The sequence below is a fragment of the Xanthomonas sp. WHRI 7065 genome, assembly GCF_040203115.2.
GTDB classification, from domain to species: Bacteria; Pseudomonadota; Gammaproteobacteria; order Xanthomonadales; family Xanthomonadaceae; genus Xanthomonas; species Xanthomonas arboricola.
Window position 1 is genome coordinate 904,583 of record NZ_CP168194.1, and the last position, 12,838, is coordinate 917,420.

A 12,838-nucleotide genomic window follows, 5' to 3' on the forward strand; every position below is an offset into this window, starting at 1 on the left:
GGAGACAATGCCGACTTGCCTTCGGGGCCCTGGCAGCGAGCGGATACCGACCTAGCAATGCAGACAACGGTCCAAGAAGACAGATGGGATCGCTGGCGCCTGCCGTTACTGGCAGTTGCCGTGTTCCTGATTGTGGTGGTGCCGTCGTTGCTGCTGCAGCAGATGGCGCACAACGCCAACCAGGCCGCGGTGTGGGTATCGCATAGCCAGGAAGTGCAGGAGACCGCCCAGCGCCTGGAAGCGGCGATGCGCGACACCGAATCGGCAGCCTTGATGCGCTCGCACGGCGTGCAGCGCCCGGCCCTGCTGGAGCGCATGCGGCGCGGCCGGCGCGAGTCGCTGGCCGCGGTGCAGCGGCTGATCGTGCTGACCAAGGACAACCCCGCACAGCAGGTGCGGATGGGGCGCATCCAGAGCACCATCGAACGGCGCCTGTTGCTGGCCGAGCGGATTGCGGTGACCACCGCGCCGGAGCAGATCCGTCTGCTGATCAACGACATGACCCTGAACAACCCGATCCGCGTGCTGATCGACGAGTTGCAGGACGCCGAGGGCAAGCTGCTGGAGTTGCGCAGTGCGCGCGCCGACACCGAACGCACGCATTACGCGGTGTTGAGCTGGGGCACGCTGGTGGTGCAGTTGCTGCTGCTGGGCACGGTGACCTGGTTGCTGCAGCGGCAGATCCGTCGCCGCCTGGCGGCCGAACAGGAATACCTGCGCGCCAACGGCCGCGCGTCGTCGGTGCTGCAGACCGTGCGCGAGCCGATCGTGCTGCTGGATTCCGGCCAGCGCATCCTGCTGCACAACCCGGCGTTTGCCGAGTTGTACGGGCTGGACGAGCGCGGCAACGAATCGATGCCGCTGGAGGACGTGGGCGATGGCGTCTGGCGCGATGCGCAGATCCATCAGCGGCTGGCCGACGTGTTGCTGCGCGGCCGCGAGTTGTGGGACTACGAACACGAGCAGCGCGCCGCCGATGGCGTGCTGCGCACCATGTTGATCAACGCGCGGCGCATGCCGCTGCCGGATACCAGCGACGAAGACGTGGTGCTGATGACGGTCAGCGACATCAGCCTGCAGAAGGCCTCGCAGCTGCGCATCCAGGAGCTCAACCGGCAGATGGAAGGCAAGGTGGAGCAGGTGTCGGAGGTCAATCGTGAACTGGAAGCCTTCAGTTATTCGGTCTCGCACGACCTGCGCGCGCCGCTGCGCCATGTGGCCGGATTCTCCGACAAGTTGGCGCGCCACCTGGGCGATGCGGCGGACGAAAAATCGCGTCACTACATGGAAGTGATCAGCAGCTCGGCGCGGCGCATGGCGTCGCTGATCGACGATCTGCTGGTGTACTCGCGCCTGGGCCGCAGCGCGCTGCGGTTGCAGGCGGTGGACATGCAGTCGCTGGTGTCGGAAACCCGCGCGATCCTGGATTCCAACGTGCAGAGCGAGAACACCGGCCACCGTGTGGACTGGCATATCGCGCCGTTGCCGGTGCTGGTGGCCGACGAGAACATGATGCGCCAGCTGTGGATGAACCTGCTCGGCAATGCGGTGAAATACAGCACCAAGCGCGAGGTGGCCAGGATCGAGGTCACCTATACGCCGATGGCCGACGGCGGCCACCAGTTCAGCGTGCGCGACAACGGCGCCGGCTTCGACATGGAATACAGCGCCAAGTTGTTCGGCGTGTTCCAGCGCCTGCACAAGGCCAGCGAATATCCCGGGACCGGTATCGGCCTGGCCAGCGTGCGGCGCGTGCTGACGCGCCACGGCGGCCGGGTCTGGGCCGAAGGCGCGGTCGACGAAGGCGCCACGTTCTATTTTGTGCTTCCACCTGCGCTTGAAGCGCCCAACCAAGAGTTCAATGTATGACCGCCATCCGTACCATTCTTCTGGCAGAAGACAGCCCGGCCGATGCGGAAATGGCCGTCGACGCCCTGCGCGAAGCCCGCCTGGCCAATCCCATCGTGCACGTCGAGGACGGCGTGGAGACCATGGACTATCTGTTGCGTCGGGGCATCTTCGCCGATCGCGAGGAAGGCCTGCCGGCGGTGTTGCTGCTGGACATCAAGATGCCGCGCCTGGACGGGCTGGAAGTGCTCAAGCAGATCCGCAGCGAGGAGTCGCTCAAGCGCCTGCCGGTGGTGATCCTGTCGTCCTCGCGCGAAGAGAGCGACCTGGCCCGCAGCTGGGACCTGGGCGTGAATGCCTATGTGGTCAAGCCGGTGGACGTGGATCAGTTCTTCAACGCAGTCAAGACGCTCGGCACCTTCTGGGCGGTCATCAATCAGGCACCGGAGCTGGACTGACCCATGCTGCAAGAGGGGGGCAAACTGGAGCAGCTGAAGATCCTTCTGGTGGAAGATTCACCGGAAGACGCCGAGCTGCTGTCCGATCAACTGCTCGATGCCGGGCTGGATGCGGCGTTCGAGCGGGTGGACAGCGAGCCGTCGCTGCGTGCCGCACTGGATGAATTCCAGCCGGACATCGTGCTGTCGGATCTGAGCATGCCCGGTTTTTCCGGCCATCAGGCGCTGCGCCTGGTGCGCCAGAACGGCGCCACGCCCTTCATTTTTGTCTCCGGCACCATGGGTGAGGAGACCGCGGTCAAGGCGCTGCAGGACGGCGCCAACGACTACATCATCAAGCACAACCCGACCCGCCTGCCGAGCGCGGTGATCCGCGCGATCCGCGAGGCGCGCGCCGACCTGGAACGCCAGCGCGTGGAGAGCGAGCTGATGCGCGCGCAGCGGCTGGAAAGCCTGGCGATGCTGGCGGCCGGGTTGAGCCACGACCTGCGCAACATCCTGCAGCCGTTGCTGATCGTGCCCGACCTGCTGGCCGGACGCACCGATGATCCGCAGCTGCGCCAGCTGGCCAACGTGGTGGCCGAGTGCGGCCGGCGCGGGCATGAGATGGCCGAGTCGATGCTTTCGTTCGTGCGTGGCTCCAACAAGCCGCGCGAGCAGGTGTCGATCGCCAGCCTGTTCCAGGCCGTGCAGATGTTGCTCAAGAGCAGCCTGCCCGACGGCGTGCGCCTGCAGATGGACACGATCCCGCTGGATCTGACCATCGAGGCCAACTACACCGAGTTGCAGCAGTGCCTGCTCAACCTGGGCTTGAACGCGATCCAGGCGATGCCGGGCGGCGGGATGCTGACCCTGTCGGCCGATCGCCACGACGGCACGCGTGTGCGCATGAGCGTGGCCGACACCGGCGTGGGCATGAGCGAGGACACCCGCGCACGCCTGTTCAGTCCGTTCTTCACCACCAAGGCCGATGGCACCGGCCTGGGGCTGATTTCCTGCAAGCGCATCGTCGAAAGCTACGGCGGCAGCATCGTGGTCGACAGCCGCCTGGGCGAGGGCACGCGGTTCGACATGATCGTGCCGATGCGTGCGGCCGCGGTGACGATTGCCGACACCGAGCCGCCGCTGGCCTTGGGGCATGGGCAGCGCATCCTGCTGGTGGATGGCGAGGCCACGCGTCTGTCGCTGCTGGGCAATGCCTTGTCCAGCCAGGGCTATCAACCGCAGTTGGCCACCGACGGCGCAGCGGCACTGCAACTGGTGCAGCAGCACGCGATGCCGGACCTGGTGATCATCGACAGCGACATCATCCAGCTCTCGGCGGTGAGCGTGTTGTTGAGCATGCAGGAGCTGGGCTATCACGGCCCGGCGATCGTGCTCGAAGATGTCGGCGCGCCGCTGCAACGTTCGCACTTCCCGCCGGATATCCCGGTGCATGTGCTGCGCAAACCGCTGGAAATGCGCCGGGTGTTCCGCGCGGTGGCGCATGCGCTGGAAGTGGCCTGAGGCCAGTATCTGGCGCGCTGCGGGCGGGCAGGCTCAGATGCGGCACGATTGCAACAGTTGACGCCCACGCTGGCCGCATGCGCGAATAACGCATGACCACCGTGCTTCTCAGCCTCGGCAGCAACGTCCAGCCGACCCACTACCTGCGCCTGGCCGTCGACGCCTTGCGCGCACGCTTCGGCCAGCTTGCCGTCTCGCCGGCGTATCGCACGCCGGCGGTGGGCTTCGACGGGCCGGACTTCGTCAACAACGCCGTGGCGCTGGACACGGACATGGACCTGGCTGCGCTGGACCACTGGCTGCATGCGCTGGAAGATGCGCACGGCCGCGATCGCAGCGGCCCGCGTTTCAGCGACCGCACCCTGGATGTGGATGTGGTGTTCTTCGGCGATTGCATCATCGAAGGCCCCGGGCATCTGCGCATCCCGCGGCCTGAGCTCAAGCATGCCTTCGTGTTGAAGCCGCTGGCCGATATCGCTCCCGACTTTGTCGATCCGCTGAGTGGGCAGACCCTGGCCGCGCTGTGGCAGGCGCATCCGCAGCACGGCATCGCGTTCACGACGGTGGCGCTGGACGCGGCCCCGGCGCTGGATGTGGCGCGCTAGCGCCGTTGCAGCTCAACTGAGCTGGCGGCCGCCGTCCACATGCAGGGTGTGGCCGGTGACGAAGCCGGCGTCGTCCAGCAGCCAGCGCACTGCCTCGGCGATTTCCTCGGGCGTGCCGATGCGTTCCAATGGCGTGCGTGCGAGCAGCGCCTGCCTGGCCGCTGCGGATTTGCCTTCCTCCGGCCACAGGATCGCGCCGGGCGCGACCGCGTTGACGCGCACCTCCGGTGCCAGTTCCAGGGCGAGCGAGCGGGTCAGCATTTCCAGCGCACTCTTGGACGCGCCGTACAGCGGGTGATTGCGCATCGGCTGCTGCGCGTGCAGGTCGGTGATGTTGACGATGGCACCGCGATGATGGCGCAGCTGCGCGGCGGCAGCCTGGGCGATGAAGAACGGCGCGCGTGCATTGACTGCGAACAACTCGTCCCATTGCGCGGCTGTCGCTGCGCCGAGCGCGGTGGGGTAGAACGCGGAGGCATTGTTGACCACGCCATCCAGGCGGCCGAACGCGGCGATGCAGTCGGCGACCAGCTGTGCCGGCGCCTCCGGCAAGCGCAGATCGGCGTGCAAGGCCTGCGCGCTGCCGGCGCGCAGGGCGCACAGCTCCGCTACGCGCGCGCCGAGCGCCTCGCCGGAGCGGTGCGCATGCAGGGCAACGCGGTAGCCGGCCGCATGCAGCGTGGTGGCGATCTGCGCGCCAATCCGGCGACCTGCACCGGTGATCAACACCACCTTGGAACTGTCTGTCATGGCGTACTCGCTCGGCGTTGCAAAGGGCTCGGCTATCCTGTGCATTGTCCCCGCAACCGGTGCCCGCATGCACGCCGACCTTCCTACTCCCGATCCGGACGCCCTGGCGCATAGCGACCGGCTGGCCGCGCATCTGCGCGCCGAGATCGCCGCCGCCGGTGGTGCGATTCCGTTCTCGCGTTTCATGGAGCTGGCGTTGTACGCGCCGGGTCTGGGCTATTACAGCGCCGGCTCCAGCAAGTTCGGCGAGGCTGGCGATTTCGTCACCGCACCGGAGCTGGGGCCGTTGTTCGCGGCCACCGTGTCCGGTGCGCTGGCACCGGTGCTGCAGCAGCTCGGGCCGCAGGCGCGCGTGCTGGAAGTGGGCGGCGGCAGCGGTGCCTTTGCCGAAGTCACGCTCAAGCGCCTGCTCGAGCTGGATGCGCTGCCGGAGCGTTACGCGATCCTGGAGCCCAGCGCCGACCTGCGCGAGCGTCAGCGCGAGCGGCTGGGACGCAGCCTGATCCCGCCGGTCTTCGATCTGGTCGAGTGGCTGGACGGGCCGTTCCCGGACGATTGGGACGGGGTGCTGTTCGCCAACGAAGTGATCGACGCATTGCCCACGCCGCGCTTCACGCTGCGCGATGGCGAGGTGTATGAGGAAACCGTGGTGCTGGATGCGCAGCAGCAATTCGCGCGCGGCGAGCAGCCGGCCGATGCCTTGCTGGGCGCGGCGGTGCGGCATCTGGAGCGTTATCTGGAGCAGCCCTTCGCCGATGGTTATCGCTCCGAGTTACTGCCGCAGTTGCCTTACTGGATCCAGGCGGTGGCCGGCGGTCTGAAGCGCGGCGCGATGTTGTTCGTCGATTACGGTTACCCGCGTGGCGAGTTCTATCGTGCGCAGCGCGAAGACGGCACCCTGCGCGCGTTCTATCGCCATCGCATGCATGAGGATTTGTATCGCTGGCCGGGCCTGCAGGATCTGACTGCGTCGGTGGACTTCACTGCGTTGGCCGAAGCCGGCACCGGAGCCGGTTTCGAACTGGCCGGCTACTGCACGCAAGCGAGCTTTCTGCTCGGCAACGGCCTGGATGCGTTGCTGGCGCAGGCCGACACGCGCACCGACGAGGTAGGGCGCATGCGGCTGCGTGAGCAGATCAAGCGGCTGACCTTGCCCAGCGAAATGGGCGAGCGCTTCCAGGTGATGGGTTTTGCGCGCGACGTCGATTTTGCGCCGGCATTTCTGGCGGGCGATCTCACATGGCGGTTGTGAGCCCGGCGCTGCGTCCATTCCAGCGGCCGCGGTTGTGGGTCGGCCTGTGGATCACCGCAATCCTGGTGGTGATTGCGGTATGCATGGGGCCACCGCCAGAGTTTCCGGAACTGCCGTCCAACAGCGACAAGGCCGAGCATTTTTTGACGTTCGCGCTGTTGTGCTGGGGGGCGGTGCAGCTGTTCGCCACACGCCGCGCGCTGTTGTCTGCGGCGTTCGGATTGGTGCTGCTGGGGATCGGCATCGAGATCGCGCAAGGCGCACTGACCACCAACCGCAGCGCGGATCCGTACGATGCGCTGGCCGACACGTTGGGCATCCTCGCCGGCCTGTGCCTGGCGTGGACGCCACTGCGGTTGGTGATGTTGGGGATGGACAGGCGCATATTTGGGGCGCGCGGGTAGATTTGTTGTAGAGCTATTGATCTGCGGTTTGGTTGCAGGGCCCTTGCCCGCCCACCATCGCAGGACACGCCGCAAGTACGTCCTTGTAGGCTCTTACGCGGCATCCATGCCGCGTAAGGTCCCGCGACGGTGGGCGGGCAAGGACCCGTCGAGATGGTCGGTGCGCGTGGCTCTCAATAAAAACAGCCAACAAAATCTCTGGTGCGGTGTTCCTGACGCTGTGAGTTTGCTGCAGGGTCCTTGCCCGCCCACCATCGCGGGACACGCCGCAAGTACGTCCTTGTAGGCTCTTACGCGGCATCCTTGCCGCGTAAGGTCCCGCGACGGTGAGCGGGCAAGGACCAGTCGAGATGGTCGGTGCGCATAGCTCTCAGTAAAGCAGTGAGCAAACTCTCTGGTGCGGTGTTCTCGACGCTGTGAGTTTGCTGCAGGGCCCTTGCCAGCCCACCATCGCAGGACACGCCGCAAGTACGTCCATGTAGGCTCTTACGCGGCATCCATGCCGCGTAAGGTCCCGCGACGGTGAGTGGGCAAGGACCAGTCGAGGTGGTCGGTGTGCATAGCTCTCAGTAAGCAGTGAGCAAACTCTCTGGTGCGCTGTCCTTGACGCTGTGAGTTGCTGCAAGGACCGGTGGCGATGGTCGGTGTGCAACGTTGAGAGCCGTGCGCGATGGTCGTCCACCTGCGACTGCTTAGCTTTCAATCTTCGCTCTCAGCCGGGCGTGCGTACCGCGCGTTCGCGTAGCCATTTGGTCGCCACCCACTTTTCGCCGGCCAGGACCGGTGCGCCGGCATGCAGGCTGCGTGTCATTGGATGCGGGCGGTCGTAGCTGAAGAACACCGCATTGCCCTTCACCGCAGCGACGTCCAGGTGCGCATCGGGAAAGCGCGTGGCGCCGCCGCGCTCGGGCGTGTTGAGATACATCACCAGCGATGCGACGCGTTGGCCGCCCGCCTGCAGCAACACCGGCGTGCCGGCGGCCGCGGGGTCGAAGTAATCGTAGTGCGGCTGATACTCGGCGCCGGTGGCATAGCGCAACACCTGCAGTCCCTCGCCGTGGTCCACGGGCCAGTCGAGCAGGCGGGCGATGCGTGCTTCGATGCGTTGGCACAGCGCATCCTGCCCCAGCTGCAGGCACATGCTGTGGCTGGTGCGTGCGGCATGCACGATCTGCGCGCCGTTGTCGTTGTCCACCGTGCGCGAACGCGCCAGGCGTGGCTGCGCCAGTGCGATCAATGCCTCGCATTCGGCATCGGACAGAAAATCGCCCAGCACCACCACGCGCGGCAGCAACAGGCTGACCAGCACGCGTACCTGGCGATCGCCCAGGTCCAGCAACGAGGCATCGTTGTGCTGCAGCACTGCCGGCACGCGCACCGGCACCGGCAGGCCGTGTGTCTGCGCGTGTTGCTGGATGTGGTCGCGTAGCAGGGCCTCGACTGCGTCGATGGCGTCCTGCTCGTTCCAGCCCTGATCCAGGAGCGGCTGTAGCGCTTGTTCGGGCGGCTGGCCGGCCATTGCCTGCGCAATGATCCAGTCGCCCAGGGCTGCGGGGATGGGGGTCGACGTCATCCCCCTACAGTGCATGTCAATGTGTGGCAGACATGTGTCAATTGTGTCGTCGTAAGACAAATGACACAGACAGCCCCTATAAAAGTGACGGGGATCTTGAACGTGCTCGCCACTGCAGTGAGCGGAACGCAACCAATTCTTGACGACTCCTCTTCATACCGGACCTTTTTTGACCTGGAGATCAGCCGCATGTCCGTTCGCAATAGCAGCAAGACACTTCTCATGACCTTTGGTACCGCACTGGCCTTGTCGGCCTGCGGTGGTGGTGCCGATCGTGTCGCCTCGCCCGGCGAGGGCGCATTTCCGCCGGCACCGACGCCGGCTCCCGCACCGACCCCGGCGCCCACGCCTGCACCGACGCCCGCTCCGGCACCAACCGGCCCGGCCGCCGATTGCCCGACCGGTTTCTCCAACGTCGGCACCATCGCCAACAACACGCTGCGCGCCTGCCAGCTGCCGGACACCATCAACGGCAACCTGGTGGTGCCGGCACGTGCGGGCACGGCGTATTCGATCAGCGGACGCGTCAACGTGGGCACCGACCGCGGCGGCAACGCGATCGCACCGGCCGCCGGCAGCACGCAGGGCATCCTGACCATCGAGCCGGGCGTGACCCTGTTCGGTTCGGCGGGTAGCGACTACATCGTGGTCAACCGCGGTTCGCAGATCTTTGCCGAAGGCAGCGCCACCGCCCCGATCGTGTTCACCGCGCGCCAGGCGCTGGAGGGCCAGGTCAGCGCCAACACCATCGGCTTGTGGGGCGGCATCGTGGTGCTGGGCCGTGCGGCCATCAACAACTGCCCGGGCACCACGGTCTCCGGTACGCCGGAATGCCAGGCGCAGGTGGAAGGTACCAACGCGTTCTACGGCGGCAACAGCGCCACCGACAACAGCGGCTCCATGCGCTACCTGCGGGTGATGTATTCGGGCTTCGAAATTTCGCCCAACAACGAGTTGCAGGGCATCACCCTGGCCGGCGTGGGCAGCGGCACGCGCCTGGATCATGTGCAGATCCACAATAGCTCCGACGACGGCATCGAATGGTTCGGTGGCACCGTCAACGGCAGCCATATCGTGATCACCGGCGCCGACGACGATTCGCTGGATACCGATGCCGGCTGGAACGGCGCCCTGCAGTTCGGCATCGTGGTGCAGCGCGCCGGTGGCGGCGACCGCATGAACGAGTGGAGCAGCCTGCGCCGTCAGCCGTATTCGCGCCCGAAGGTGGCCAACTTCACCTACGTGGGCAATGCGCGCGCCGGTGCGGCCATCATGCTCAACCAGGGCACCCAGGCCGCGTTCTACAACTCGGTCGTCACGCGTCCGGCCGGTGGCAGCGGTGATGGCCTGGTGTGCTTCAACCTGGCCGATGCCGACACGCTCGGGACCTTCAACTCGGTGTTCTTCGCCTGCCCGACGGCTTTCGGCAGCGACGCGCGTGCGGCCACCCAGTTCGCGGCCGGCACCAACAACGTCGCCAACGGCGTGTCCACGTTGCAGAACACCTTCGTCAATGGCGCCAACGAAAGCGCCGTGCCGGCCTTCCAGGGCTTGAACGGGGTGAGCAGCTTCTTCCAGCAGGTGAACTACATCGGTGGCGTGCGCGATGCCAACGACACCTGGTGGCAGGGCTGGACCTGCGGCCTGACCGCCGATCGTCCCTGCTGAGGCACAGCATCACCAGGCGGCCATCAGGTCGCCTGGTGATGCGTCCAGCTTCATCTTTCAGTTGCCAGGGCTCCCACGATGCGAACCTCCGCTGTCGCCCGTCTCTCGCGGACGGGCCTGTCTCTTTCCATTTCCACCTTGCTGTTTTCCGGCGCTGCGCTGGCGCAGTCGACCACCACCGATGCCGGCGCCAGCAGCGGCAGTAGCAGCACCGCCACCAGTGCGCCCAAGCAACTCGACCAGGTCGTGGTGCGCGGCGAGTACATTCCCGAACCGATGCTGCAGACCTCGGAGGTGGCATCGTTCGTCACCCGTGAGGACATGGAGCGCACCGGCGACAGCAGCGCGGCGGTGGCGCTGACGCGTGTCACCGGGCTGAGCCTGTCGCGCGGCAAGTATGTATATGTGCGCGGCCTGGGCGAGCGTTATTCGTCGGCCTTGTTCAACGGCTCGCCGTTGCCCAGCCCCGAGCCGATGCAGCGCGTGGTGCCGCTGGATCTGTTCCCCAGCGACGTGCTGGCCAGCGTGACCGTGCAGAAAACCTATTCGGCCGATTATCCGGGCGAATTCGGCGGTGGCGTGATCGATCTGCAGTCGATGGCGGTGCCGGACAAACCGTTCCTGTCGCTGACCGTGGGTGGCGGCGTCAACAGCGTCAGCACCGGTGAAAAAGGCCTGACCTATTACGGCTCCGGCGATGACGAATGGGGCTACGATGACGGCACCCGCAAGCAGCCTGCCGCGTTGCGCGATGCGATCCAGAGCGGCCGGCGCGTGGATCTGGGCAGTTTCTCGCGCGAGGACATCCGCCGTATCGGCCGCAGCTTGAACGACGCCAACCTGTATGTGCTGCAGGAAAAGGACAGCATCGCCCCGGACGTCAATGTCGGCGGCAGTGCCGGTTACAGCATGGACGTGGGCGAGGCCAAGCTGGGCATCATCGCGGTGGCCAGTTACGACAACGAGTGGCGCACGCGCACCGGCAAGCAGCAGGACGGCATCTTTGTGGGCGATACGGTCGAGTTCAATTCCAACTACGACTTCGCCACCACCCGCAACAACGTGCGCACCAATGGCATGCTGGGCCTGGGCTGGGAATACGGCCGCCACACCATCGGCTGGACCACCCTGTACGTGCACGATGCTTTGAAGGTGGCACGCAGCCGCGCCGGCCGCGATGAGCTGGCCGGTTTCGATGTGCGCGACGACAATACCGAGTGGTACGAGCGCCAGCTGATCAACAACCAGCTGCGCGGCACGCACGCGTTCGGCGAGTACGACGATCTCAAGATCGAATGGCGCGCAGCGGTGGCCAATGCCAGCCGCGATGTGCCGTACGAAACCGGCATTCGCTACGAGTTGCTGGATGGCTACTGGGCGCACGATGCCTCGCGCGTGCAGAACTACACCCGCTTCAGCAAGGTCGACGACAAGGTGGCCAGCGGCGGGGTGGATGTGACCTGGCGTCTGCCGATCGAGCACGACTTCACCGTCAAGGGCGGTCTGGCCTATCTGGACAACGACCGCAGCGCGTGGAGCCGCGAGTTTCGCTTCCTGGCGCTGGACGGCCCGCTGCCGTTCTACAACCAGTTCCAGCGTGTGGATTACCTGATCTCCGATTACAACCTCAGCAACGATCTGCTGCGCCTGCGCGAGACCACCGGCAGCTTCGGTGCGGCCGCGTACGATGCGACCCTGAAGGTCAAGGCGGCCTATCTGCAGGCCGAGGGCGAGATCGTGCCGACTCTGCGCGCCACCGTCGGTGTGCGTTACGAAGACGCCACGCAGGCGGTGCATCCGTACGACATCTTCACTGGCATGCGCCAGGACAGCGTGGCGCCGCTGGAGAACAGCTACGCGCTGCCATCGGCCACGGTGACCTGGAATTTTGCCGAGAACCAGCAGCTGCGCTTTGGTGCGTCCAAGACCATCGCGCGCCCGCAGTTCCGCGAGATGGCGCCGCAGCAGTATCTGGACCCGGACATCGACCGCCAGTTCTTCGGTAACCCGTTCCTGGTCGATAGCGAGCTGGTCAACCTGGATGCGCGGTACGAGTGGTTTTTCGAGCCGGGCGAGTATTTCACCGTCGGCGCGTTCTACAAGAGCATCGACAAGCCGATCGAAGCCATCGTCAACGATGCGCCCGGCGGCGGCATCGTGCAGAGCTTCATCAATGCACCCGAGGCCACCTTGTACGGCATCGAGCTGGAAGCCAAGAAGTATCTGGACCTGCCGATCGCGGCCGACTGGTGGGGCGACAAGCGGGTGTTCGTGTCCGGCAACTACACGCGCACCAAGTCGGAGGTGAGTGCCAGCGATGGCGACACCGTGCAGCCGTTCGGCTTCACCGCACCGGTGCAGGCGACCTTGTTCATCCGCGATGGCTCGGCCTTGCAGGGGCAGTCCGATGACATCGCCAACCTGCAGATCGGTGTGGAAAGCGAGAGCACCCACAGCCAGGCCACCTTGATTGCCAACTATGTCGGCGAGCGGGTGTCCGCGCGTGGTCGGCCGGGGCAACCGGATTACATCGACAAGCCCGGCACCTCGCTGGATCTGGTGATCAAGAAGGGCCTGGTGTGGTCGGGCAATACGCTGTCGTTGAACTTTGCCGCACGCAACTTGCTCAAGACCAAGTACCAGGAATATCAGAGCCTGGGCAGCAATCGGGTCGACCTGTACGAGTACCAGCCCGGCGTGACGTATGACCTGAGTGTGACAGCGCGCTTCTGATCCGACGCCCGCTGCCGATATCGCAAACGCCCGCCCTGCCT

Annotated in this window: 10 protein-coding genes; 8 read left to right on the forward strand and 2 right to left on the reverse strand. The window is 65.8% G+C overall.

Translation table 11 applies throughout. The annotated features are described in order from the left end of the window. Positions 1-57: 57 nt before the first annotated feature. The 4 genes from ABQY64_RS03850 (at position 58) to folK (ending at position 4,417) form a co-directional block, all read left to right on the forward strand. The gene (locus ABQY64_RS03850; RefSeq protein WP_104571559.1) at positions 58-1,869 is read left to right on the forward strand and encodes an ATP-binding protein; all 1,812 of its coding nucleotides are present in this window, start codon (positions 58-60) and stop codon (positions 1,867-1,869) included. After that, positions 1,866-2,306 carry a response regulator gene (locus ABQY64_RS03855; protein ID WP_016900854.1) on the forward strand — a complete coding sequence of 147 codons (441 nt, stop codon included), beginning with the start codon at positions 1,866-1,868 and terminating at the stop codon, positions 2,304-2,306. Before ABQY64_RS03850 ends, ABQY64_RS03855 begins: the two co-directional genes overlap by 4 nt. A 3-nt stretch (positions 2,307-2,309) precedes the next feature. Continuing rightward, a complete protein-coding gene (locus ABQY64_RS03860; protein WP_039523449.1) occupies positions 2,310-3,812 on the forward strand; it encodes a hybrid sensor histidine kinase/response regulator in 1,503 nt (500 codons plus the stop codon). A gap of 92 nt (positions 3,813-3,904) precedes the next feature. Further along, a complete protein-coding gene (gene folK, locus ABQY64_RS03865; RefSeq protein WP_016900856.1) occupies positions 3,905-4,417 on the forward strand; it encodes a 2-amino-4-hydroxy-6-hydroxymethyldihydropteridine diphosphokinase in 513 nt (170 codons plus the stop codon). A gap of 12 nt (positions 4,418-4,429) precedes the next feature. Here folK and ABQY64_RS03870 read toward each other — a convergent pair whose 3' ends face one another. Continuing rightward, positions 4,430-5,167, reverse strand: a complete 738-nt coding sequence (locus ABQY64_RS03870) for a pteridine reductase (protein WP_167704780.1) — start codon at positions 5,165-5,167, stop codon at positions 4,430-4,432. On the opposite strand from ABQY64_RS03870, the gene ABQY64_RS03875 reads away from it, so the two are divergent. Further along, on the forward strand, positions 5,166-6,419 hold the full coding sequence (locus tag ABQY64_RS03875; RefSeq protein WP_024939666.1) for a class I SAM-dependent methyltransferase: 1,254 nt from the start codon (positions 5,166-5,168) through the stop codon (positions 6,417-6,419). The two genes, ABQY64_RS03870 and ABQY64_RS03875, sit on opposite strands and share 2 nt — an antisense overlap. Beyond that, a complete protein-coding gene (locus tag ABQY64_RS03880; RefSeq protein ID WP_039530872.1) occupies positions 6,407-6,823 on the forward strand; it encodes a VanZ family protein in 417 nt (138 codons plus the stop codon). Before ABQY64_RS03875 ends, ABQY64_RS03880 begins: the two co-directional genes overlap by 13 nt. 712 nt (positions 6,824-7,535) lie before the next feature. On the opposite strand, the gene ABQY64_RS03885 is transcribed toward ABQY64_RS03880, so the two are convergent. Further along, on the reverse strand, positions 7,536-8,396 hold the full coding sequence (locus tag ABQY64_RS03885) for a 2OG-Fe(II) oxygenase (RefSeq protein ID WP_104624456.1): 861 nt from the start codon (positions 8,394-8,396) through the stop codon (positions 7,536-7,538). A gap of 189 nt (positions 8,397-8,585) precedes the next feature. Here ABQY64_RS03885 and ABQY64_RS03890 point away from each other — a divergent pair, with 189 nt between their 5' ends. After that, positions 8,586-10,064: a hypothetical protein gene (locus ABQY64_RS03890; protein ID WP_024939662.1), complete on the forward strand. Its 1,479-nt coding sequence runs from the start codon at positions 8,586-8,588 to the stop codon at positions 10,062-10,064. A 78-nt stretch (positions 10,065-10,142) separates the two neighbouring features. Continuing rightward, positions 10,143-12,797: a TonB-dependent receptor domain-containing protein gene (locus tag ABQY64_RS03895; protein ID WP_349780737.1), complete on the forward strand. Its 2,655-nt coding sequence runs from the start codon at positions 10,143-10,145 to the stop codon at positions 12,795-12,797. Positions 12,798-12,838 lie beyond the last annotated feature (41 nt).